Source organism: Agrococcus sp. HG114 (genome assembly GCF_024723325.1).
Lineage (GTDB): Bacteria > Actinomycetota > Actinomycetes > Actinomycetales > Microbacteriaceae > Agrococcus.
Map to the genome: position 1 here is coordinate 1 of NZ_JANQCH010000013.1, position 22,120 is coordinate 22,120.

A 22,120-nucleotide genomic window follows, 5' to 3' on the forward strand; every position below is an offset into this window, starting at 1 on the left:
CTCGGCGCCCTCGCGGTCGGCATCGTGGGGCTCGGCCGCATCGGCCGCGGCGTCGCCGCCCGCCTGCGGGGCTTCGGCCCGCGCATCCTCGCCGCGGATCCCATGCTCGACGCGGCGCAGGTGCGCTCGGCCGGAGCCGAGCCGCTCGACTTCGCCGCCATGGCCGACCGCTGCGACCTCGTCTCCCTCCACGCGCCGGGTGGGCAGGCGCTCGTCGACGCCTCGTGGCTCGACCGGCTCGAGCGGCCGATCGTGCTCGTCAACACCGCTCGAGCCGACCTCGTCGACGAGGCAGCGCTCGCGGCGGCGATCCGCGACGGCCGAGTCGCGGCGTTCGCGGCCGACACGCTCTCGGGCGACACGGCGGCGAGCGCCTCGCCGCTCCTCGCCGACGACCTCGCCGATCGGGTGACGGTGACGCCGCACCTCGGCGCGCAGACGGTCGAGGCGGTCGACGCGATGGGGGCGATGGCCGTCGCGAACGCGCTCGCCGTGCTCGAGGGGCGCCCGGCGCCCCACCCCGTCAACCGCATCGACAGCGCGGCAGAGGGCCGCGGGAAGGAGCCGCAGTGACCAACCGACTCGCAGCGGGCACGCTGCAGCGCGTGAGGGAGGCCGGCGTGCTCGCCGTCGTCCGCGCCCCGAGCGCCGAGGCCGCCGTCGCAGCCGGCGACGCGCTCGTGCGCGGCGGCATCACCGGCATCGAGGTGACGTTCTCGACCCCCGGTGCGCTCGAGGCGATCGCCGAGCTGCGGCACCGCCATCCCGGCGCGGTCGTCGGGGCCGGCACGGTGACGACCGCGGCCCAGGCCGAGGCCTCGGCGACCGCGGGCGCCGCCTTCCTGGTCTCGCCCGGCACGCTCCCCGAGCTCGCGCGCGCGATGCTCGCGACCGGGCTCACCACCATGACCGGCGCGATGACGCCGAGCGAGGTCATGCAGGCGATGGCGCTCGGCGTCGACGTCGTGAAAGTCTTCCCCGCGTCCCTCGGCGGGCCGGCGCTCGTCAAGGCGCTCCGCGAGCCCTTCGCCGACGCCGTGCTCATGCCGACGGGCGGCGTCACGGCCGAGAACCTCGCCGACTTCCTCGCCGCCGGCGCCATCGCGGTCGGCGCGGGGGGCGACCTGCTGCCCCGCGCGGCGCTCGAGGCCGGCGACTGGGACGCGATCGAGACGCGCGCGGCGCGGTACGCCGACGCGCTGCGGGCGGCGAGGTCGGCATGAGCGGTCGGATGGGGTTCATCGGCGTCTCCACGGGCGCGTCGTCGATCATGCGCATCTTCCCCGTCTGGGCCGAGATCCTCGAGCTCCCCACGCGCCGGCTCGAGGGGCACGACCTGCCGCTCGACGCGACCGACGCGCAGTACCGGGCGCTCGTCGAGGCCATCCGCGACGATCCCGACCACCGCGGTGCGCTCGTGACCACGCACAAGATGGCGCTCTACGCCGCGGCAAGCGACCTCTTCGACGAGCTCGACGAGTTCGCGCGGGCCTGCGGCGAGGTCTCGAGCATCGCCAAGCGGGGCGAGCGGCTGCTCGGCCACGCGAAGGATCCGCTCACCGCGGGGCTCGCGCTCGACGAGATCGTGGGGTCGCAAGCGTTCGGCGGCGTGCGGGACGCCGTCGTGCTCGGGGCCGGCGGCGCCGGTCTCGCGCTCACCTGGCGCCTCGCCGAGCGAGAGGACGCGCCGCGCCGCATCGTCGTCACCGACACGAGCCGTGCTCGGCTCGACCACCTCGCCGAGGTCCACGCGCGGCGCGGCACGCCGCTCGAGCTGCTCCACCTCGTGGAGGCGAGCCCCGAGGCGACGCGCGCCGTGCTCGCCGACGCGCCGGCCGGCAGCCTCGTCGTCAACGCATCCGGCCTCGGGAAGGATCGGCCCGGCTCCCCGCTGCCGGACGGCACGCCGTTCCCCGAGCGCGCCGTCGCGTGGGAGTTCAACTACCGCGGCTCGCTCGAGTTCCTCCGTCAAGCCGAGGCGCAAGCGGCCGAGCGCGGTCTCGAGGTCGTCGACGGCTGGCGCTACTTCATCCACGGCTGGACGCAGGTCATCGCCGAGGTCTTCGGGCTCGAGATGACGCCGGCGCTCGTCGAGCGCCTCGCGGACGCCGCGACCCCGTTCCGCTGATGGCGCGCGTCCGCACCGTGCTCGGCGACATCGATGCCGCGTCGCTCGGGCCGGTCGACGCGCACGAGCACCTCTTCCAGGTCTCGCCCCTCCTGCCCGGCGACGAGCTCGACGACCCGGAGCGGTCGGAGGCGGAGGCGAGCGCCCTGCGCGGCAGCGGCTTCGCGGCGATGCTCGACGCGACCCCGATCGGGCTCGGCAGGCGACCGGAGGATGCCGCCGCCATCAGCGCCGCGACGGGGCTCGCGGTGGTCGCGAGCACGGGGCTCCACCGCGAGGCGCACTACCCGGCGGGACACCCGCTCCGCGAGCTCGACGTCGGAGCGCGCGCCGAGCGGTTCATCGCGGACCTGCGCGACGGGATGCCGGTGCGCGACGAGGTGGGCGCCCGCGCAGCGCGGCACGACGGCGCGCCGGTGCGGGCGGGCGTCGTCAAGACCGGCATCGGCTACTGGTCGATCTCCGCGTTCGAGCGAGCGACGCTCGAGGCGGCCGCCATCGCGCACGCCGCGACCGGTGCGGCCCTCGTCGTGCACCTCGAGCACGGCACCGCCGCCCACGAGGTGCTCGACCTGCTCGAGCGCGCGGGCGTCGGGGCCGCGCGCGTGCTGCTCGCGCACGCGGACCGGCTGCTCGACCCCGGCTTCCACGCCTCGCTCATCGAGCGCGGCGCGACGCTCGGCTACGACGGCATGGCCCGGTGGCGGGAGCACAGCGACCACGAGCTGCTCGAGCTCACCGCCGCGGTCGTCGATAGCGGGCACGATCGCATCGCGCTCGGAGGCGACGTCGCGCGCGCCTCGCGCTACATCGCCTACGGCGGCATGCCGGGGCTCGCGTACCTCGGCGACCGCTACGTGCCGCGCCTGCGCGAGCGGGTCGGCGACGAGGTCGTCGAGCGCATGCTCGTCGACCATCCGCGCGCGCTGCTCGCGCTCCCGGCGTAGCGAGCGCCCCCGATCCGCGAGGACCGGGGGCGCCGCCGCTGGATCAGCGGGTCACTCGTAGAGGACCGCGGCGATCTCCGGGTCGTCGATGTTGTCAGCGTCGTACCAGTACGAGCCGGTGTCGGTGAAGTCGTCGAGCTCCTCGCCGTTGATCGCGGCGATGGCGTTCTCGACCACCGTGCGGCCGATGCCGATCGGGTCCTGCGTGATCGCGCCCGCCATCGCACCGCTGCGGATCGCCTCGATCTGCGCGGCGCCGGAGTCGAACCCGATGACCGTGATCTCGCCGTTCGGGAGGCCGAGCTCGCTCACCGCGTTCACGATGCCGATCGCCGAGCCCTCGTTCGTGCCGTAGAGGCCGACGAGGTCAGGGTGCGCGGCGATCATCGCCTTGGCGATGTCGGCCGAGCGGAGGTGGTCGCCGTCGCCGTACTGGATGTCGACGATCTCGATGTCGGGGTGGTTCTCCTCGATGTACTGCACGAAGCCGTCCCGGCGCTCGACACCGGTCGAGTTGATCTGGCTGTGGCCGACGATGCCGATCTGGCCCTCGCCGCCGATGAGCTCGGCCATGTGCTCGGCGGCGAGCGCACCCGCCGCGATGGAGTCGGTCGCCGCGAGGTTCTGGCTGTACTCGCTGTCGCAGGGCGCGTCGAACTCCACGATCGGGATGCCGGCGGACTCGGCCGTCTCGTAGAGCGGGATGCACGCCTGCGGGTCGAGCGCGGCGTAGCCGATCGCGTCGGGGCCGCGGTCGATCGCCGCCTGCAGCATCTGCAGCTGCGCGTCGATCTCGGTCTCGGCGGCGGGACCCTCGAAGGTCACCTCGACGCCGTGCTCCGCAGCGGCCTCCTCCGCGCCCGTGCGCACGGCCTGCCAGAACTGGTGCTGGAAGCCCTTCGACACGAGCGCGATCTGCAGGCCCTCGCCGTTGCCCTCCGCCCCCGTGCCGCCCTCCGAGGCGGTCGGCGCCGAGCCGCCGCTGGAGCAGCCGACGAGCGCGAGCGCGACCGCCGCGGTGCCGGCGAAGAGCGCCGTCCTCTTGCTGAACTTCATGGAAACTCCGTTGTCTCTCGGAGCCGGTGGCCCGACTCTCTCCTTGGTGCTGTGCCGCTGTCTCCCTCGCGGGCGAGGAGGTGCCGGAGCGCTCCGGCAGCGCGCGACGGTCGGCACGGGGCCGTCGTGCGCAGGCTTCTCAGACGCCCTTGCGGTTGCGCAGGGTGTCGGCGAACACCGCGATGGCGATCACGACGCCGACGACGACGTTCTGCCACTCGGTCTGGATCGACATGATCCGCAGTCCGTTGATGAGCACGCTCATGATGAGGGCGCCGATGAGGGTGCCGACGATGGAGCCCCGGCCGCCGAGCAGCGAGGTGCCGCCGATGATGACCGCGGCGATCGCCTGCAGCTCGTAGCCGACGCCGAGCTGCGGCTGCGCCGAGTCGAGGCGAGCCGCCATGACGACACCGGCGATGCCGGTGAAGACGCCCGCGACGGTGTAGACGGTGACGAGCCAGCGGCGCGTGTTCACGCCGGAGAGGCGCGTCGCCTCCTCGTTGGAGCCGATCGCCACCGTGTAGCGGCCGAACGACGTCTTCGCGAGCATGACGTAGGCGATCGCCGCGAGCGCGAACATGATGAGCACCGCGTTCGGGAGGCCTGGGACGAGGGTGCCGGTCGCGATGCCCTTGAACCCCGGGACGCTCGAGAAGTAGATCGGGCGGACGCCGGAGATGACGAGCGCGAGGCCCTGCGCCACCATCATCATCGCGAGCGTCGCGATGAACGGCGGCAGCCGCAGGAAGGCGACGTTGACGCCGTTGATGAGCCCCATGAGCGCGCCCGTCGCGATGCCCGCGAGCACACCGACCACGAGGGGCATCCCGAGGTTGACCGCGAAGATGCCGGTCATCACGGAGGCGAGCGTCATGCCGGTGCCGATCGACAGGTCGATGCCGCCCGTCGTGATCACGAACGTCGTGCCGAGGGCGAGGATGCCGATGACGGCGGTCGCGAGCAGGATGCCCGAGATATTCGACCACGTGAAGAAGTTGCTGCTCGCGATCGAGAAGAAGACGAGCAGCACGATGAGCGTGCCGAAGGCGAGGCCCTGCTGCAGGCCCTTGCGCCAGATGTCGGCGCGCTTGCCGCGCTCGCTCGCGACGGCCTCGTCGGAGGGTGCCGGCGCAGGGGTCTGCTGAATGGTGTCGCTCATGCTGCTCCCTGTTCGTCCGCGACCAGGTTCGTCGCGTAGTCCATGATCTTCTGCTGGGTCGCGTCCTCGTTGGCGAGCGTGCCGGTCACCCGGCCGTTCGCCATCACGACGATGCGGTGCGCGAGTCGCAGCACCTCGGGCAGCTCGCTCGAGATGACGATGATCGACTTGCCCTCGTCCGCCAGTCGCTGCAGCAGCCGGTAGATCTCCTCCTTCGCGCCGACGTCGATGCCTCGCGTCGGCTCGTCGAAGATCAGGATGTCGCTGTCGCGCGCCAGCCACTTCGCGATGACGACCTTCTGCTGGTTGCCCCCGGAGAGCAGCTTGACGAGCTGCTCGGTCGAGGGCGTCTTCGTGCGCAGGTCCTCGACGTACTGCTGCGCCACCCGCCGGGCCTTCGCCTGCTGCACGAAGCCGAGCGGCCCGGTGAATCGGTCGATCGAGGCGAGCGAGGTGTTGAAGGTCACGCTCTGCTCGAGCATGAGCCCCAGGCGCTTCCGGTCCTCGGAGAGGTAGCCGATGCCCGCCTTGACGGCGTCCGCCGGCTGGCGGATCGTCACCGGTTTGCCGTGCACCTCGATCGAGCCGGCCGTGCGAGGGTCGGCGCCGATGATCGCGCGGGCGCTCTCAGTGCGGCCAGCGCCCATGAGCCCGGCGAAGCCGAGGATCTCGCCGCGGTGGAGCTCGAAGCTGACGTCGCGCAGCAGATCCCGGGTCGAGAGCCCGCTCACGCGCAGCACGACGTCGTCGCGGGCGTGCTCGCTCGCGCGCGGTCGAGCGCCCTCGTCGATGGCGCGGCCGACCATCATCTCGATGATCGTGGGGACGTGGATCTCGTCGCGCTCGAGCGTGCCGATGTACTCGCCGTCGCGGAGCACGGTCACGCGGTCGGCGAGGCGCTTGAGCTCCTCCATGCGGTGCGAGATGTAGATGATGCCGGTGCCCTTAGCCCGCAGGCTCTCGATGAGCCCGATGAGCGTCTCGACCTCGGTGTCGGTGAGCGCGGACGTGGGCTCGTCCATGATGAGCACGCGCGCGTTGAACGAGAGCGCCTTCGCGATCTCGACCATCTGCTGCTTCGCGACGGTGAGGTCGCCGACGAGCGCCTTCGCATCGAGCTTGATCCCGAGCTCGTCGAGGAGCTGCTGCGCCTTCCGGTTCAGACCGCGCTCGTCGAGGAAGGGGCCCTTGCGCGGCTCGCGCCCGATGTAGATGTTCTGCGCGACCGTGAGGTCGGGCATGAGGTTCATCTCCTGGTGGATGATGCTGATCCCGAGCTCCTGCGCGCGGGCCGGCGTCGTGATCTCGACCTCCTGCCCGTCGACGCGGATCGACCCTGTGTCGCGCTGGTAGATCCCCGAGAGGATCTTCATGAGCGTCGACTTGCCCGCTCCGTTCTCGCCGACGAGCACGAGCACCTCACCGGCGTGCAGGCTGAACTGCACCTCGTGGAGCGCCCGGACGCCCGGGAAGCTCTTGCTGATCCCCTCGACCTCGAGGAGGGCTGCTGTCACGTCGAACCTGCTTCGTTGGAGGAATAGTCGTCGCCGACTCGCGTCGGAAAGATCCGACCTATGATGCCCACATCGGAACCGCCGTCGCAAGTTGTATCTGAATGTACCTACCGCGCGCGCCATGCGCGACCCCGGAAGGTCACGAGCGGATAACCATTTGGCCGGTGCGCGCGGGCCGCGCCAGGTCGCGCTCGGCCGCGCCGTTGGCGGACCGTCGGCGCGGGCAGCGCCGCGCGCGGGCCGCGCTCCGCGCCGCATCGGCCGGTCGGATGCGTCGGGATGAGGCTCCGTCAGACATCCGACCGCCCACGGCTCACAGCGCGACGTCGCCGCAGAGGTGCACTTGGATGCCCATGCCCGAGAGCATGGCCGCCTTCGCGGTGAGCGCGCGGTCGGCGGCTTCGGCATCGGGGGCGTAGGCCACCTGCACATGGTTCGACTTGTGCCGCGCCATGAGCTGGTCGCGGCTCACGCCGTGCAGGACGGCGTGCATGATCGGCCACTGCGGGTCCGTCGACTCCAGCCGGCGGCGCGTCTCCTCCTCCGGCAGCTCCACGACGTGCGCGCGGCCGACGTCGGCATGCAGCGCGCCGTCCATCACGAACACCCGCGACCAGACGATCTCCCCAGGCTTCGAGACCCCCGCGAGCGTGCCGCCGCCCTTCGGGAAGAACATCGGCACCTGGCGCATCGAGTAGGACTTGTCGTAGCCGCCGTTGTGGCTCGCGGGCACCGAGCCCGAGATCTCGAACACCCAGACGAAGTCGCCGTCGTACTCCTCGCCCCAGCGGATGTCGTGGAGCGTCGTCGCGGGGTCGAAGCCCATCGCGGTCCACACCCGGTTCGTCACGAGCGCATCGACCGCGACCCCTTCGTCGACCTCGTTGAAGTGCGGCAGCGGCGCCCCCGGCCACAGCTCGCGAGCGCCGTCGCGCGAGCGCACCGGCGGGCGCTCGACGTTGTTGAGCAGGCCCTCGGCCAGGTCGGAGGCGGCGCACTGGTCCTTGAGGCCCTGCTGGTACTGGATGCCGATGGCATCGACGCCGTAGTCGTCGCCGATGCGCAGTGCCGCGATGTACATGCGCATTTGGCTCAGCACCTGCGCGCGGGTCAGCTCCGTCGCGTCGTCCGTGCCCCAGTGGAACCGCAGCCCCGCGTCCTCCAGCCAACCGAGCGCCGCCTCGGCCTCCCCGGCGGGCACGCGATCCATCTCGGCGAGCAGCGCGCTCTGCGAGAGCCGCTCCTTGTAGATGCCCGTCGCGTTGAGCATCTCGTCGTCGATGATCGCGTTGTACATGCCCATGCAGCCCTCGTCGAAGATGCCGATGACCGCGTGGTCGTCGCGCAGCTGCTCCGCGAGCGCCGTGCCGAGCTCGGCCTCCGGACCGTCGGGCAGCGCCCCGAGGGGGCGCACGTGCGACGTGTCGTGCTCGATCGAACCGGTCTCGAGCCACTCGCGGAGCTTGCCGAGCGCCCATTCGTCGGTGAAGTCCTCGCTCCAGAGGATCGAGTGCGCGATGCCGGCCTTGGTCAGGCTCGCCGTGAGGTTGAGCAGGCCGACGAGGCCGGGGAACTCTCCCGCCCAGTTGGCCACGATCAGGATCGGCCCTCGGTGCGCGCGGAGGCCCGCGAGCACGTGGTGGCTGTACTGCCAGACAGCGTCGACGACGACGACCGGCGCCTCCTTCGGCACCGAGCGGAAGACCTCGATGCCCCGGGCTTGGGAGTCGATGAAGCCGTGCCCCGTCTCGGGGTCCACGTCGTGCGCGCGCTGCATCGCCCACCCGTGCGACTCGAGGGCCGCGCGCACCTGCGCCTCGAAGGCCTGCTGCGCCGGCCAGCACGTCGTGTTCGCGGCGAGCCGGAGGTCGCCGGAGGCGACGGCGTAGACGGTCCTAGGGGCGGCCTCGGGCCACGCGCGTCGCTCGGGGATGGCATAGGCGGTCGTCATGGTGCTCCTCCTGTAGGTGGTCAGCGGCTGCCGGCCGCGAGCGCGTGGGCGATCTCGCGGGTGGCCGGATAGAGGTCGCGGTAGTGGCGATAGCGCTCGTCGTAGAGCGCGCGTCGCGCGGGGTCGGGCTCGACGACCACCGCGGGCGGGTTCCATGCGGCGATGTCGGGATCGCCGACGAGCCCGGCCGCGAGGAAGGCGGCGCCGAAGCTCGCGCCTACCGTCACGCTCGGCACGGCCTGCGGCAACCCGGTCACGTCCGAGACGATGCGCGTCCAGAGCCCGCCCGTCGTGCCACCGCCGACCGCGACGACGCGGTCGATGCGGGTGCCGGCATCGCGCATCACCTCGATGTTGTGGCGCACCCCGAAGGCGGTCGCCTCGAGCGCGGCGCGATAGAGGTCGCCCGCGGTGGTGTCGAGGGTCATGCCCACGAGCACGCCGCGCGCATCCGGGTCCTGGATGGGCGTCCGCTCCCCCGCGAAGTACGGCAGCATCAGCAGCCCGCCCGCGCCCGGCCCGCTCTCCTCCGCGAGCCGGATGAGCGTCGCGTAGTCGCTCCCGGGGAGCAGGTCGCGCAGCCACGTCGTGATCGCGCCGGATGTCGCCATGCCGCCGGCGAGCGAGTAGGAGCCGGCCTCGACGCCGCGCGTCGTCCACATTCCCGGCGCAGCTGGCCGCTCGTCCGTCGTCGTGATGAGGAACATCGTCGTGCCGTACATGAGCATGAGGTCGCCGCTGCCCGTCGCGCCGGCGCTCACCGCCTCCGTCCACGCGTCGATCGTGCCGAGCGCGACGGGGATGCCAGCCGGGAGCCCGGTGAGGCGCGCGGCCTCGGCAGTGACGGTGCCCGCGGCGTCGCTCGGCAGCGCGAGCTGAGGCCGCTCGATGCCCGGCGCGATCGCGTCCCACCACGGCTCGTGCCAGCGCGCGCCGTCGAGGTCGTAGAGCGGCCAGGACTGGCTCGCGGAGTGGTGGTCCAGCAGCAGCTCGCCCGTCAGGCGGTGGGCGAGGAACGACGCCGGCATCGCGAAGGATCGCGCTCGCGCGTACGCCTCCGGCTCGTGCTCGCGCACCCAGGCGATCTTCGGCCCCGCGGCCTGCGAGGTGAGCGGCGTGCCGCCGAGCTCGACGATCGGCCCCTCCCCGAGCTCGGCGCGCAGCCGCGCGATCTGCTCGCCGGCTCGCGTGTCGACGCCGTAGAGGATCGCGGGCCGTACCGGTGCCCCGTCGGCGTCGAGCAGCACGACGCAGGGGCCCATGCCGCTCACGCCGACCGCGACGACCTCAGCGCTGCCGCGCTCGAGCAGCTCCCGGACGAGCTCGATGAGCTCGAGCCACCAGCGCTCGGCGTCCATCTCGACGTGCCCCGGTGCCGGCCGATCGACCGCGTGCTCGCGCGCCGCGCTCGCGAGCACCTCGCCGTCGAGGCCCACGAGCACGCCCTTCGTGCTCGAGGTGCCGATATCGACGCCGATGACCGCTTGCCGCATGGGAACTCCTTCGATCCAGCGACTAGCGTGACAGAGATCCGATGTTCGCGCGACTCGACGCGCAGGAGTCGCATTCCCCTCCTCGCGACAGCCCGCGAACATCGGATGCCTGCGTCATGCCGCCGCCCGGCTCAGCCCGAGGCGGACGTCGCCGGCACCGAGGCGGCCGCGGCCGCGGACTGCCGCTCCCAGGGTGCGGGGATCGGGAAGTAGGCCTCGAGGAACTCGCGCACCGCGCGCGTGCGGTCCTCGACCGAGAGCTCGGGGAACGAGCCGTCGTTGAGGCAGAACATGTCCTGGTCGCGCTTGCGCAGCAGGCGGTCCATCGCCGGCAGCGCCTTGCGCAGCGTCGTCTCGATGTACTGCACCTTCGCGTCGCGCTGCTGCACCGCGCGGCCGGTCATGAGCGCGTAGTAGTGGTACAGCGAGTTCGTGACCGAGATGTCGGTCGCCGAGCGGAACTGCGCGGCGGCGGTGCGGCGGAAGTCCTCGGGGAACTCGGCCTCGAGCTCGGCCATGACGCTGCGCCGCAGGGGCGCGGCGCAGTGCTCGAGGTGGCGCGTCGTGATGGCGCCGAACCGCTCGCGGAGGAGCCGCCGGTTCGTGCGCGCCGCGTTGTCGTGCCCCGAGCGGCGCTCGTGCGTCTCGCCGAGCCCGATGCGGGTCGTCGCCTCGACGAACTTCGTGATGCCGCCGGGCGAGAAGAAGATGTCGGGCCGCAGCGGCCGGCCGAAGAACATGTCGTCGTTCGAGTAGAGGAAGTGCTCCGAGAGCCCCTCGATCCGGTGCAGCTGCGCCTCGACCGCGTGCGAATTGTGCGTCGGCAGCACCGACGGGTCGGCGAACATCGCCTCCGCGGGCACGAGCGTCACCCGCGGGTGCTCGGCGAGCCACTCGGGCGCCGGCGAGTCGGTCCCGATGAAGATGCGGCGCACCCACGGCGCGAACATGTGCACCGAGCGCAGCGCGTACTTCAGCTCGTCGATCTGGCGGTAGCGCGCCTCGGAGTCGTCCCCCTCGCCGACGACGTACGCCTGCATGCGGCGGGCGCGCTCGCGCTGGAACTCGTCGCTCGAGCCGTCGACCCACGAGAAGACGATGTCGATGTCGAACGCCACGTCGCTCGCGAGCGGCTCCCACATGTCGCGGATCGTCTGCCACTCCCGGCCGAACCGGTGCACCGTGTCGACGACGGCCTCGCTGCGCGGCATCGTCGCGCGCATGAGCGCGTTCGGCAGCGGCGCCTTGAGCGTCTCCTCCCCGAACCGCCACAGCTCGAGCTGCGCGGCGGTCTCGCGCCCGTAGCGCAGCCGCCCGAAGGGCGCGACGCGCGGGCGGTAGACGCGCATCGCCGACGCCTTGCGGTGCCCCGCGAGCTGCCCGTCGGCGAGCAGCGCCGCTCCCCCGCGCACCGCCTTGTCGGGCGCGATCGCCTCGGCGTAGAACGGCTCGTCTGCGAACGCCGTCGCGAGCGCCGCGGTGAGCTGCTTGCGCAGCGCCCGATCGACCGCGACGATCGGCCTCCCGTCGTCGTCGCGCACGAGGAGGCACGGGATGTCGGCGGCGTCGAGCGCGTCGCGCAGGGCGAGCAGGTCCTCGACCATCGACTCGTGGGGCGTCATGTGGCCGCTCTGCAGCGCGTAGCGGCCCTTCTGCACCACGACATCCGGCCGGTCGAACCGGTCGAAGCGGCCGCCGGCCGGCAGCACGACGAGCTCCGGGGCGTCGGAGACCCGGATGCCCCTGACCGGTGGCGCGGGCGCGAACGCGCCGTCGTGCGCCGGTGCGTTCCGCTGCTGCTCGTCGGTCACTGCGTGGGCCGGTCCTTCCCTCGGGGTACATCCATGCTACTTCTCGGGAATCCGGTGGAGAGCCGCCCTGTTCTCCATCGGTACACGCCGAGTTCACGCCGCGTTCGCGCGCGCACGCTGGACTAGCCTCCGAGCAGAGCTCGACACTGTGCCGAACCCGACACCCGGATAGGACGAATCGTGACAACCCGCTCGGCCGAGCACCCGCGGCCGGACCACTTCCTCCTCCACATCTCCGACACCCACCTGCTCGCCGGCGGCGGCCGCCTCTACGACCGCGTCGCGAGCGAGGACCACCTGCGCCGCCTCTTCGACGAGTTCGACGCATCCGGCGCCCGGCCCGAGGCGATCGTCTTCACCGGCGACCTCGCCGACAGGGGCGAGGCGGATGCGTACCGTCGCCTCCGCGGGATCGTCGACCCGGTCGCGGAGTCGCTGGGCGCCGAGGTCGTGTGGGTCATGGGCAACCACGACGAGCGCCGGGCGTTCCGCACCGAGCTGCTCGACGAGCCGGCGTCCGACGCGCCGATCGACGCGGTCACGCGCATCGGCGGCCTGCGCATCATCACGCTCGACTCGACCGTGCCGGGGCACCACCACGGGGAGGTCGCCGACGCCCAGCTCGAGTGGCTGCGCGCCGAGCTCGCCGAGCCGGCCCCGCACGGCACGATCCTCGCGATGCACCACCCGCCCGTGCCGAGCGTGCTCGACCTCGCCGCGAGCGTCGAGCTGCGCGACCAGCGCAACCTCGAGGAGGCGCTCGTCGGCACCGACGTGCGCTCGATCCTCGCCGGGCACCTGCACTACTCGTCGACCGCGACGTTCGGCGGCATCCCCGTCTCCGTCGCGTCCGCCACGTGCTACACGCAGGACCTCAACGTGCCGGTCGGCGGCACGCGCGGCCGCGACGGCGCTCGCGCGTTCAACCTCGTGCACGTCTACCCGACGACGGTGCTGCACTCCGTCGTGCCGCTCGGCGACTTCGCGCACCTCGACTGGATCGACGCCGACGAGTCGGCGCGACGGCTCGAGGCGGCGGGCCTGCGCCTCGCGCCGCGCTCGGCTCCGGCGCTCGTCGGCGCCTAGACCAGCCGCGCCTCGATCGTCACCGCGTCGGTCACGCGCACCCGCACGTCGGCGAGCGCGATGCCCGAGGGCAGCTGCGACGCGAGGTCGATGCGGCGGCCCTCGTAGGCGGCGATGCGGCCGCGCACCGCGCCGAGCATCGCGGCGACGATCGGGTTGCCGCTGTCGACGTGGATGTCGGAGAGCGTCACGCCCATGCGGTCGTCGATCGAGGCGCTCGCCGTGCCGCGCACCGAGGCGCCGAGGAGGCCCTTGCGGACCTTCGCGTCGACGGCGACCCGGAGGTCGCGAGGCCCCGCGGACTCGATGTCGAGGTCGAGCTTCGACACCGAGACGCCGTGGTCGAGCAGCGCCGACTCGGCGAGCCCGAGCACGGCCTTCCCGATCTGCGACTTCGGCACCGACACGATCGCGTGCCCGTGCAGCGGCCGGTCGGCCGTCGGCCGGGCGAGGTCGACGGCGAGCTCGCCGTGGTCCGTCTCGATCCAGGTGAACGGCACGTCGGTGAGCTGCGCGTCGAGCGTGACGTCGGCGCCCGAGACGTGCATGGGCGCGGCGTGCACGCGCAGGTCGCGCAGCACGGCCGACTCCCACCGCACGGACGCGCCCTGGGGCTCGAGGCGCGCGCGGTCGCGGTCGACCTCCCCGGCGAGGATGAAGCCCGTCAGGTCGAGGTGCAGCCGGGCGATGTCGGGCCCGTCGAGCTCGGCGTCGATGATCGAGGTGCAGGCGATGCCGGCGGGCTCTGCCGCGATGACGACGGTGCGGATGCGCTTCGCGAGCTGTGCGCCGTCGGTCGGCCTGGGTGCGTGCCCGAGGAGGATGCTGTCAGCCACCCCGCGACCATACCCCTGTTGCCCGAGGACCGGGAATCGGCGAGCGCCCGCCGCATCCCGCGCGCCGCGCGGCGCATGACGAGCGCGTGCTGGGCCGCGAGCGCGCGGTGCAGCAGCAGGCTCGCGAGCCGCAGGAGCGGCGCCTTCGCCTCGACCTCCTGCTCGAAGTGGACGCGCGTGCCGCCGGCCTCGGGGCGCACGCGCCACGAGCACGAGCCCGCGAGGTCGCCGCTCATGGTCGCGCGCAGCTCGTCCGCCGTCCGCCCGGCCTCGCGGAGGGCGAAGCGGATGCGGTACCCGAGCGGTGCGCGCACGACGAGGGCCGCCTCGCGAGCGCCGGGCGCCGCGCGCGAGCCCGTCGCGCGGACGCCCGGCCACCACCGCCCGTAGCCGCCGACGTCCTCGAGGAGCGCGAGCACCGCATCCGCCCCCGCATCGACGAGCCAGGAGTGCTCGAAGCGGTAGTGGGCGCGGCGCATGCCGCCATCCTGCCGCGGACGGTCAGATCGCGTGCCCTGGTGCCCGGCGCGGCCCGGGCGTAGCGTCGCGGCATGAGCAGCCTGGTCGTGCACTTCGAGATCCACGCGCGCGAGCCGCAGCGGCTCATCGACTTCTACTCGGCGCTCCTCGGGTGGCGCTTCGAGCAGTACGGCGACGTGCCGTACTGGACGATCGACACCGGGTCCGGCTCGATCCGCGAGGACGCACCCGGCATGGGCATCAACGGCGGGCTCACGCAGCGCGAGGGGCCGCCGCCCGAGGTCGGCGCGCCGATCAACGGGACGAACGTCGTGGTCGGCGTGCGCGACACGGACGCGATCGTCGCGCGGGCGCTCGAGCTCGGCGCGAGCGAGGCGGTGCCCGCCTCGGAGATGGAGGACATCGGGCGGCTCGCCTACCTCCGCGACCCCGACGGCAACGTCTTCGGCGTCATCTCCGACCGGCTCGCCGACGGGCGGTCCGTGCGCCGCGAGCGGCCCGTCGACCTCGAGGCGCCCATGCACGGCGAGAGCAGCGCCCTCGACCCGATGACGGTGACGCCCGAGCCGTAGCCGTCAGCGCAGCGCGGCGACCGCCTCCCGGAACTCGCGCACGAGCAGGTCGAGGTCGGCCTCGTCGATCACGATCGGCGGGGCGAGGCGCACCGTCTGCCCGTGCGTGTCCTTCGCGAGGATGCCGCGCTCGAGCAGCCGCATGCACACGTCGCGCGCCGTGCCGACCGCGGGGTCGATGTCGATGCCGGCCCAGAGCCCCACGCCCCGCACCGCGGTGACGCCGTGGCCCACGAGCTCGCCGAGGCCCGCGTGCAGCCGCTCGCCGATCCGGCGCGCGCGGGCCTGCATGTCGCCCTCGGCGAGCATCCGCACGACCTCGAGCCCGACGGCCGCCGCGAGCGGGTTGCCACCGAACGTCGAGCCGTGGGAGCCGGGCGTGAGCACGCCGAGCACGTCGGCGTCCGCGACGACCGCCGAGACCGGCACGACGCCGCCGCCGAGCGCCTTGCCGAGCAGGTAGACGTCGGGCACGACGCCCTCGTTGTCGCACTGGAACGTCGCGCCCGTGCGGCCGAGTCCCGACTGGATCTCGTCGGCGATGAAGAGCACGCGCTCGCGGCTCGTCACCTCGCGCACGCGCTGCAGGTAGCCGGCCGGCGGCAGCACGATGCCGGCCTCGCCCTGGATCGGCTCGAGCAGCACCGCCGCGGTGTGCGGCGTGATCGCGGCCTCGAGCGCCTCGGCGTCGCCGAACGGCACCCGCACGAACCCGGGCGTGAACGGCGCGTAGCCGCTCGTCGCATCCGGGTCGTCGGAGAACGAGACGATCGTCGTCGTGCGGCCGTGGAAGTTGCCCTCCATCACGATGATCTCGGCGTGCCCCGCGGGCACGCCCTTCACCTCGTACGCCCAGCGGCGGGCGACCTTGATCGCCGACTCGACCGCCTCCGCGCCCGTGTTCATCGGCAGCACCATGTCCTTGCCCGCGAGCGCCGCGAGCTCCTCGACGAACGGACCGAGGGCCGCGGAGTGGAACGCGCGGCTCGTGAGCGTCACGCGGTCGAGCTGCGCGTGCGCGACCGCGAGCAGCCGCGGGTTGCCGTGCCCGAAGTTGACCGCCGAGTAGGCGGCGAGGCAGTCGAGGTAGCGGCGGCCGTCGACGTCCGTGACCCACGCGCCCGACGCATCCGTCACCACGACGGGCAGGGGGTGGTAGTTGTGCGCCGCGTGCGCCTCGACCTGCTCGATCGCCGCGTGCGTGGCAGGGCTGACGGCGCGCGTCGCCTCGGTCGTGCCGGTCATCGCCGGAGCTCCAGCGTGCAGCACTTGATGCCGCCGCCGCCGAGCAGCAGCTCGCTCAGGTCGAGGCCGACGGTGCGGTAGCCGCGCTCGGCGAGCTGGCGCTCGAAGCCCGTCGCGCGCTCGGCGATCAGCATGGTCGCGCCGTCGCCGAACGAGTTCAGGCCGAGCACGGATGCGTCCTGGTCGTCGACGAGGATCGCGTCGGGATAGCGCCGCTCGAGCTCCTCGCGGCTCGCGTCGTCGAACGCCGTGGGGAGGTACGCGATGTTCGTGTCGTCGAGGATCGCGATGGCCGTGTCGAGGTGGTAGAACGCCGGGTCGACGAGCCGCAGGCTCACGACCTCGCGGTCGAAGATGCCGCGCAGCTCGTCGTGCGACTCGAGCGTCGTGCGGAAGCCGTGGCCGGCGAGGATCGCGCCGTTCGAGAGCAGGAAGTCGCCCTCGCCCTCGTTGATCGCCTTCGGCTCGTGCACCTCGAAGCCGTGGTCGGCGAGCCACCGCATGTAGGCGGGGCCCTCCGGCATCCGCTGCTCGTAGGTGAACTTCGCGCCGTACGCCTTGCCGTCGAGCGTGAAGCCGCCGTTGGCGGCGTAGACCATGTCGTTGAGCCCCTCGATCGGGTCGATGAGGTGCACGTCGTAGCCGAGGCTCAGGTAGGCGTCGCGGAGCGACTCCCACTGCTGCACCGCGAGCGCCGTGCTCGTCGGGCGCTCGGGATGCATCCACGGGTTGATGCGGTAGGTCACGGTGAAGAAGTCGGGACGGCACATGAGCACCGTCCTGGGCACGGCCTTCCGCGTCTCGGGGCCTGCGGTCATGGTGTCGGTCGCGGTCTCGGGGCGCGCGTCAGTCGTGGTCTGCTGCTGCATGCTTCCAGGGTCGCAACGGATCGACGCAAGTACGGGCGCCCGCACGCGAGTTTCGTGCGAGGTGGGCCCGCGCCGCGGTAGATTCGTGCGCATGGACAGGATCGACCACGGCATCATCGATCGGCTGCGCCTGAACGCGCGCGCCGGCTACGCCGACATCGGCGCCGAGGTGGGGCTCTCCGCCTCCGCGGTGAAGCGGCGCATCGACCGGCTCGTGGCCGACGGCGTGATCCGCGGCTTCACGGTGCAGGTCGACCCGGCGGTCGAGGGGCTCGCGACCGAGGCCTACGTCGAGCTCTTCTGCCGCGGCACCGTCTCGCCCACCGACCTCAAGCGCATCCTCTCGGGCGTGCCGGAGATCGTCGAGGCGGGCACGGTCACGGGCGAGGCAGACGCGATCGTCATCATGCGGGCGCGCGACGTGATCGCGCTCGAGGAGGCGCTCGAGAAGGTGCGGGCGGCCGCGACCGTCGACCACACGCGCTCGGCGATCGTGCTCTCGAAGCTCATCACGCGCACCGCGGGCTGAGCCGCGTCACGCGGCGCCTCTTCGCGCCCAGCGGTTCGCGCGGCGCTGCGGCCGGATCGCGATGCTCAAGCGCGCGCGAGCGGGTGCGGCAGCTCGGTCTCGCCGTCGTAGTAGGCCCAGACGAGCCAGCGCCAGGGGCCGAGCTCCGCCGCCTGCGAGCGCGCCTCGGGCGGCAGCTCGGGAGCGAGCCGCTCGAGCTCCGCCGCCCAGCGGCTCCCGACCTCCGCGGCGCGGTCCGCCGGGATGCCGCGCTCGAGCGCGAGCGCCCTGCGCTTCGCCTCTCGAGCGCCATCGCGCCAACCGGGAGCCGTGGACGTCGCGCCGCGCCTCGGCCGAGCGCGCAGCGCGATCACGAGCGACGCGAGCACCGCGACGGCCGCCGCGGCGAACCACGTCGTGGTGGAGGCGACGCTCGAGGCCGCGACCATGTCGTCGACGCGGAAGGCGCTGACGACCACGGCGGCGACGGCCAGCACGCTCGTCATCGCCGCGAGCCCCGCGGCGTACGCCGTGCGGCGCGGGGCGGAGGGCACGGGCAGGATGGCGAGCGCGGCGAGGGCGGTGGCTCCGGCGGCGAGCGCGACCGGCGCAAAGCCCATCACGAAGTCGAGCTCGACGACCTGGCTCCGGCGCGGCGGCAGCAGGGCGGCTGCCCCGACCAGCGCGGCCGCGGCGCCGAGCACGAGCGCCGTCCACCAGGGGCCTCCCGACCGGGCTCCGGACGCGGGCTCGCGCTCCTCCTTCACCGGTGCGGCGGCGGGTGCGGACCCCTGGACCATCTGATGCATGACCGTGCGCCGCAGGGTGCCGATCGAGCCGAGCTCGGTGAGCCAGGAGCGGGCGTCCGCGCGCGCGACCGCTCGGCGCGCGGCGTCCGCCAGGCTCGCGATGACCCGGTCGTCGCCCTCGAGGCGCACGACGTCCCTCACGATGCACGCTCCGCTCGCGCGGCCGGGCGCTCGAGCCAGCCGAGCGTCGAGACGATGGCGTCGAACACGGCGTGCGCCGCCACGATCGACGGGGCGCGGCTTCGGCGCCGGTGAGCAGCGCCCCCGTGAGCAGCAGCGGGCGACGCCGGCCGGAGCCGGGAACGGGGATCACGCGCTCGGCGATCGTGGTCTCGAAGCTCATCACGCGCACCGCTGGCTGAGCAGCGCATCAGGCTGCAGGGCCGAGGCGCAGCGACTCGGCGAGGCCGACCGCCGGCTCGAGCAGCCGCGCGGCGATGCCGATGTCGCCGTCGATGATCTCGATCACGACGATCATGTCCGCGATCGCCCCGATGACGCGCAGCACCGCCGCGGCTCCGGTCGAGCCGGGGATCGGCCAGAGCGCGCTCGTGCAGACGAGCGTGCCGTAGGTCGCCGACTCCCGCGGCTCCGCCCGCTGGAACAGGGCGCCGTCGTAGCCGTCGGTCGCCCACTCCTCGATGCGCTCCCGCCACCCGGGCTCGAGGGTCTCCGCGTACGCGTGCACGACGCGCGAGACGCCGGGCTCGACGGGGAGGTGCCAGAAGCGGGCGACGGGGTCCGGCAGCGGCGTCGGGCTCGACGCGACCACGAGCGCCATGTGCTCGAGGTCCGCGCGCTGCAGGTCGTCGAGCCGCCAGAACGGCGCGAGGTCGGCGACGGCCTGGGCCGCCCATGCCTGGGGCGTCGACCAGGGCTCGCTCGGGAAGCCGAGCGGCACCGGCACCCACACGTCGGGGTCGGCGTCGAAGTGGGCGACCGCGTCGTTCAGCTCCACCGGAACGTCTCCACGATCGCGTCGGCGAGCTCGACGAGCGCGCTCGTCACCGAATCGGTCTCGGGCGTGCCGAGGTGCAGGATGCCAGCGGTCAGCAGAATGCCCCGGCGGGGGTCGTCGCCAGGCTCCGGGTAGACGTAGGACACGGTGCGCGTGTGCACGCCCTCGCGCGTCGACGCGCCGTCGCGCTCGACCATCCAGCGCAGCACGGTGCCGTGCGGGAGGTCGATCCGCACGACTTCGGTGCCCGCGCGAGCGCGCACGTCAGCCTCGAGGGCGGAGCCGGCCGGCGCGAGCCAGCGGGACGCGACCATCGACATCGGCATGCCGGTCTCGGATGCGGCTTCGGGCCCGGGCACGTACATCGCGACGCCCCGCCCGCGCTGCAGCCCGTCGAGCTGCTCGCGCACCTTGCGGCGCAGCGCCGCGTCGAGGTCGGGGCGCCCGGCGAGCCTCGCGCGCTCGGCGACGTCGCGCAGCAGCGCCGCCCTGCCTCGCTCGTCGACCGGGTAGTGGCGCCAGCCGGGCGGGAAGGCGATGCGGAAGCCGCGCGGGGCCTGGCCCGTCAGCTCGTCGCGCAGCGAGCCGGCGCGCGGGTTGTCGGCGCTCATGGCCGCCGCCCGCCCCGCGCAGCCCGCCCGACGCGCACGACGAGGGCCGCGAGCGCGATGAGGGCGACGAGGGCGGCGATCCAGTGGCGGCCGAGCTCGCCCTCCGGCACACCGACGCCCGCGTAGACGTTCGCGAGCCCGAGCGGCAGGAGGCCGAGCAGCAGCGCCCCGATCATGAGGTCCTGGAACGCTACGCCGACCTCGCGCGTCGCGTCGCGCCGCACCGCCATCCCCACAGCGGCCACCGCGGCCACGACGCCGATCGCGATCGTGAGCCACGCGGGCACCGGCACGACGGGCCACTCGGCGAGCGGCTCCCACTTCGGCCAGGCGTCGGCGAGGAACTGACCGCCCGCGAGCAGTCCCATGACGAACACCCAGCCGAGCTGCGCGGCAGCGGCCATCGCGGTGAAGCGGAAGGCGCGCTCCCAGCGGTCGCGAGCGCGCGCCGGTCGGATCGCGATGCTCACAGGCGCACGAGCGGATCCGTCTTGGGGATGAGGCCGAGCTTGTCGCCGACGTCGGCGGCGGTTCCCGAGACCCACAGCGACACCTGCCCCACCTGCGAGGCGACGCTCGGCGTGGCTCGCACGATCATGTCGTCGATGCTGCTCACCACGGCAGGGTACTGGCCGAGGTTGCCGCGCGCGGTCTGCAGGAACTGCAGGGTGCGGCCGGTGTCGGCCCCGCCGAACCGGATGGAGCTCCACGCGTCGCCCGTGAGGATGCCGGGCCTCGGCGTCGCGGCTCGGGCCTGGCTCCACGCTCCGACTCGGTTCGTGAGCGGGCGGTGCCACGTGAACGGGTTGAGCGTCGGACCGCGCATGCCGGCGCGGATCGCGGGGCGCGCGATCGCGCGGGTCGTGCCCATCGCCGTGCTGAGCGTCGGGGCGCCCTTGCTCGCGACCCGGGCGATGACGCCGCCGGCGCCGAGCGTGATGAGGGCGAAGCCCGCGAGCGCGACGTCCTGCCACGTCGTGCGGCCCGTCGCGTACTGCGCGATCTTGCCCGCGAGCAGCACGAGCGAGCCGATCACGACGAGGGCCATGATGACCGCGCCGATCGGCCCCGAGACGAAGAGCGCGACGATCGCGAGCCCGGTCACGACCCACCCGAGGATGTCGAGGAAGTCGGCGAGCCCCTCCCAGAAGCCGTCGTCGTTGCCCGCCGCCTCGATCGCGCCGTCGACGCCCGCGACCGCGTCGTCGTACGCATCCGACCATGCCGAGAAGACCGTCTCGAACGACTCCCACCGCTCGTCGCGGATCTGCTTCGCGGCCGTCTCGGCGCCCTCCGCGCTCGACACGGCGCCCTGCGCCGCCGCGATCTGCGCGTCGGTCGGCTCGTCCTCCCACGGCATGACGCTCGAGAGCCTGCCCTGGTCGCGGCGCGCGTCCTCGCTCGCCTCGACCGCGCTCCGCCACCGCTCCTCGGCCTCCTCGACCGAGTGCTGGTGGTCCTCGATCCAGCGCTTGGCCTTGCGCAGCTCGGGCGCGTAGGCCTGCAGCACCTCGGCGGTGCCGCGGTAGCGCTCCTCGGCCTTGTCGACCTCGGGCTTCGCCTTCGTCGCGAGCTCGGCGAGCGCATCCGTGCCCTTCGACCTGTGCACGCCCGACTCGCCGATCGCCTGCAGCTCGCCCGAGAGCGCGTCGAGGTCGTCGGCGAGCGCGATGAAGCTCGCCGCGTCGGTCTCGATCTTGTCGGGGTCGCCCTCGAGCGGTCGCAGCTCGTAGCCGGCGTCGGGGGAGCGGTAGCTCATCGGGTGCCCTCCGTCGGCTCGAGCTCGGCGGCGGTCTCCGTGTCCCACCGATCCCACTCGGTGATGATCGTGTCGATGCCCTTGTGGATCTCCTCGAGCATCTCGGTGAGGTCGCCGCGGCGGCCGTTCCAGTCGGACTCGAAGTCGCTCACCTTGCGGCGCAGCTCGTCGCGGTCATCGGGGTTCGCGACGGCGCGCTCGAGGTCATTGTTGAACGAGCTCGCCGCCCGGAAGCTGTCGACGGCGCTGCCGAGGCTCGTGCGAGCGGCCGTGAGGCGCTCGAGGTCGAGCATGATGTCCACGATGGTCCTTCCGGGCTGGGGCG

The 22,120-nt window shown here is 73.1% G+C and carries 22 protein-coding genes; 7 read left to right on the forward strand and 15 right to left on the reverse strand.

The window, feature by feature from the left end:
* The 4 genes from NWP09_RS02730 to NWP09_RS02745 form a co-directional block, all read left to right on the forward strand.
* On the forward strand, positions 1-573 hold a 573-nt coding region (locus NWP09_RS02730), incomplete at its 5' end, for an NAD(P)-dependent oxidoreductase (RefSeq protein ID WP_309137093.1).
* Entirely contained in the window at positions 570-1,223 is a 654-nt protein-coding gene (locus NWP09_RS02735; protein WP_258274013.1) for a bifunctional 4-hydroxy-2-oxoglutarate aldolase/2-dehydro-3-deoxy-phosphogluconate aldolase, read from the forward strand. The genes NWP09_RS02730 and NWP09_RS02735, both read left to right, overlap by 4 nt.
* A gap of 8 nt (positions 1,224-1,231) precedes the next feature.
* Positions 1,232-2,128 carry a saccharopine dehydrogenase NADP-binding domain-containing protein gene (locus NWP09_RS02740; protein ID WP_258274014.1) on the forward strand — a complete coding sequence of 299 codons (897 nt, stop codon included), beginning with the start codon at positions 1,232-1,234 and terminating at the stop codon, positions 2,126-2,128.
* Positions 2,128-3,075, forward strand: coding sequence for a phosphotriesterase (locus NWP09_RS02745; RefSeq protein WP_208064323.1), 948 nt, complete (start codon positions 2,128-2,130; stop codon positions 3,073-3,075). The genes NWP09_RS02740 and NWP09_RS02745 overlap by 1 nt, the downstream gene beginning before the upstream one ends.
* Before the next feature lie 51 nt (positions 3,076-3,126).
* On the opposite strand, the gene NWP09_RS02750 is transcribed toward NWP09_RS02745, so the two are convergent.
* From NWP09_RS02750 to NWP09_RS02775, 6 genes are all read right to left on the reverse strand, one after another.
* Entirely contained in the window at positions 3,127-4,131 is a 1,005-nt protein-coding gene (locus NWP09_RS02750; protein WP_258274015.1) for an ABC transporter substrate-binding protein, read from the reverse strand.
* 139 nt (positions 4,132-4,270) lie between these two features.
* Positions 4,271-5,293 (reverse strand): ABC transporter permease, encoded by a 1,023-nt coding sequence (locus NWP09_RS02755; RefSeq protein ID WP_258274016.1) that lies wholly within the window; start codon positions 5,291-5,293, stop codon positions 4,271-4,273.
* Positions 5,290-6,807, reverse strand: coding sequence for a sugar ABC transporter ATP-binding protein (locus NWP09_RS02760; protein ID WP_208064321.1), 1,518 nt, complete (start codon positions 6,805-6,807; stop codon positions 5,290-5,292). The genes NWP09_RS02755 and NWP09_RS02760 overlap by 4 nt, the downstream gene beginning before the upstream one ends.
* Positions 6,808-7,120: 313 nt before the next feature.
* Positions 7,121-8,758: a fucose isomerase gene (locus tag NWP09_RS02765; protein WP_258274017.1), complete on the reverse strand. Its 1,638-nt coding sequence runs from the start codon at positions 8,756-8,758 to the stop codon at positions 7,121-7,123.
* 20 nt (positions 8,759-8,778) lie between these two features.
* Positions 8,779-10,251: an FGGY-family carbohydrate kinase gene (locus tag NWP09_RS02770; protein WP_258274018.1), complete on the reverse strand. Its 1,473-nt coding sequence runs from the start codon at positions 10,249-10,251 to the stop codon at positions 8,779-8,781.
* 131 nt (positions 10,252-10,382) lie between these two features.
* On the reverse strand, positions 10,383-12,062 hold the full coding sequence (locus NWP09_RS02775) for a stealth family protein (RefSeq protein WP_309137094.1): 1,680 nt from the start codon (positions 12,060-12,062) through the stop codon (positions 10,383-10,385).
* A gap of 180 nt (positions 12,063-12,242) precedes the next feature.
* Between NWP09_RS02775 and NWP09_RS02780 the strand changes: the two genes are divergently transcribed.
* Positions 12,243-13,148 (forward strand): phosphodiesterase, encoded by a 906-nt coding sequence (locus tag NWP09_RS02780; RefSeq protein WP_309137095.1) that lies wholly within the window; start codon positions 12,243-12,245, stop codon positions 13,146-13,148.
* Between the two features lie 664 nt (positions 13,149-13,812).
* Here NWP09_RS02780 and NWP09_RS02785 read toward each other — a convergent pair.
* The gene (locus NWP09_RS02785; RefSeq protein ID WP_258274019.1) at positions 13,813-14,463 is read right to left on the reverse strand and encodes an SRPBCC family protein; all 651 of its coding nucleotides are present in this window, start codon (positions 14,461-14,463) and stop codon (positions 13,813-13,815) included.
* Between the two features lie 72 nt (positions 14,464-14,535).
* On the opposite strand from NWP09_RS02785, the gene NWP09_RS02790 reads away from it, so the two are divergent.
* Positions 14,536-15,036, forward strand: coding sequence for a VOC family protein (locus NWP09_RS02790; protein ID WP_258274020.1), 501 nt, complete (start codon positions 14,536-14,538; stop codon positions 15,034-15,036).
* A 3-nt stretch (positions 15,037-15,039) separates the two neighbouring features.
* Here the strand turns inward: NWP09_RS02790 and rocD are convergent, their stop codons facing one another.
* Together rocD and ddaH are read right to left on the reverse strand one after the other, a co-directional pair.
* The gene (gene rocD / locus NWP09_RS02795; protein ID WP_258274021.1) at positions 15,040-16,281 is read right to left on the reverse strand and encodes an ornithine--oxo-acid transaminase; all 1,242 of its coding nucleotides are present in this window, start codon (positions 16,279-16,281) and stop codon (positions 15,040-15,042) included.
* The gene (gene ddaH, locus NWP09_RS02800; RefSeq protein ID WP_258274042.1) at positions 16,278-17,099 is read right to left on the reverse strand and encodes a dimethylargininase; all 822 of its coding nucleotides are present in this window, start codon (positions 17,097-17,099) and stop codon (positions 16,278-16,280) included. The genes rocD and ddaH overlap by 4 nt, the downstream gene beginning before the upstream one ends.
* 142 nt (positions 17,100-17,241) lie before the next feature.
* On the opposite strand from ddaH, the gene NWP09_RS02805 reads away from it, so the two are divergent.
* Complete coding sequence (locus NWP09_RS02805) at positions 17,242-17,679, forward strand: Lrp/AsnC family transcriptional regulator (protein ID WP_258274022.1); 438 nt, start codon at positions 17,242-17,244, stop codon at positions 17,677-17,679.
* Between the two features lie 65 nt (positions 17,680-17,744).
* On the opposite strand, the gene NWP09_RS02810 is transcribed toward NWP09_RS02805, so the two are convergent.
* The 6 genes from NWP09_RS02810 to NWP09_RS02835 all read right to left on the reverse strand — a co-directional run bounded on the left by NWP09_RS02810 (position 17,745) and on the right by NWP09_RS02835 (position 22,097).
* Positions 17,745-18,608, reverse strand: a complete 864-nt coding sequence (locus NWP09_RS02810) for a hypothetical protein (RefSeq protein ID WP_258274023.1) — start codon at positions 18,606-18,608, stop codon at positions 17,745-17,747.
* A 229-nt stretch (positions 18,609-18,837) separates the two neighbouring features.
* Positions 18,838-19,425: a hypothetical protein gene (locus NWP09_RS02815; protein WP_258274024.1), complete on the reverse strand. Its 588-nt coding sequence runs from the start codon at positions 19,423-19,425 to the stop codon at positions 18,838-18,840.
* The gene (locus tag NWP09_RS02820) at positions 19,416-20,036 is read right to left on the reverse strand and encodes a hypothetical protein (RefSeq protein WP_258274025.1); all 621 of its coding nucleotides are present in this window, start codon (positions 20,034-20,036) and stop codon (positions 19,416-19,418) included. Before NWP09_RS02820 ends, NWP09_RS02815 begins: the two co-directional genes overlap by 10 nt.
* Complete coding sequence (locus tag NWP09_RS02825; RefSeq protein ID WP_258274026.1) at positions 20,033-20,506, reverse strand: hypothetical protein; 474 nt, start codon at positions 20,504-20,506, stop codon at positions 20,033-20,035. The genes NWP09_RS02820 and NWP09_RS02825 overlap by 4 nt, the downstream gene beginning before the upstream one ends.
* On the reverse strand, positions 20,503-21,795 hold the full coding sequence (locus NWP09_RS02830; protein WP_258274027.1) for a hypothetical protein: 1,293 nt from the start codon (positions 21,793-21,795) through the stop codon (positions 20,503-20,505). Before NWP09_RS02830 ends, NWP09_RS02825 begins: the two co-directional genes overlap by 4 nt.
* On the reverse strand, positions 21,792-22,097 hold the full coding sequence (locus NWP09_RS02835) for a hypothetical protein (RefSeq protein ID WP_258274028.1): 306 nt from the start codon (positions 22,095-22,097) through the stop codon (positions 21,792-21,794). Before NWP09_RS02835 ends, NWP09_RS02830 begins: the two co-directional genes overlap by 4 nt.
* Positions 22,098-22,120 lie beyond the last annotated feature (23 nt).

Coding starts and splice junctions, on each gene's coding strand:
- NWP09_RS02740 (WP_258274014.1), top strand. CDS start 1,232: ATGGGGTTCATCGGCGTCTCCACGGGCGCGTCGTCGATCATGCGCATC.
- NWP09_RS02830 (WP_258274027.1), bottom strand. CDS start 21,795: ATGAGCTACCGCTCCCCCGACGCCGGCTACGAGCTGCGACCGCTCGAG.
- ddaH (WP_258274042.1), bottom strand. CDS start 17,099: ATGACCGCAGGCCCCGAGACGCGGAAGGCCGTGCCCAGGACGGTGCTC.
- NWP09_RS02785 (WP_258274019.1), bottom strand. CDS start 14,463: ATGCGCCGCGCCCACTACCGCTTCGAGCACTCCTGGCTCGTCGATGCG.
- NWP09_RS02745 (WP_208064323.1), top strand. CDS start 2,128: ATGGCGCGCGTCCGCACCGTGCTCGGCGACATCGATGCCGCGTCGCTC.
- NWP09_RS02770 (WP_258274018.1), bottom strand. CDS start 10,251: ATGCGGCAAGCGGTCATCGGCGTCGATATCGGCACCTCGAGCACGAAG.
- NWP09_RS02820 (WP_258274025.1), bottom strand. CDS start 20,036: ATGAGCGCCGACAACCCGCGCGCCGGCTCGCTGCGCGACGAGCTGACG.
- rocD (WP_258274021.1), bottom strand. CDS start 16,281: ATGACCGGCACGACCGAGGCGACGCGCGCCGTCAGCCCTGCCACGCAC.
- NWP09_RS02765 (WP_258274017.1), bottom strand. CDS start 8,758: ATGACGACCGCCTATGCCATCCCCGAGCGACGCGCGTGGCCCGAGGCC.
- NWP09_RS02805 (WP_258274022.1), top strand. CDS start 17,242: ATGGACAGGATCGACCACGGCATCATCGATCGGCTGCGCCTGAACGCG.
- NWP09_RS02790 (WP_258274020.1), top strand. CDS start 14,536: ATGAGCAGCCTGGTCGTGCACTTCGAGATCCACGCGCGCGAGCCGCAG.
- NWP09_RS02750 (WP_258274015.1), bottom strand. CDS start 4,131: ATGAAGTTCAGCAAGAGGACGGCGCTCTTCGCCGGCACCGCGGCGGTC.
- NWP09_RS02755 (WP_258274016.1), bottom strand. CDS start 5,293: ATGAGCGACACCATTCAGCAGACCCCTGCGCCGGCACCCTCCGACGAG.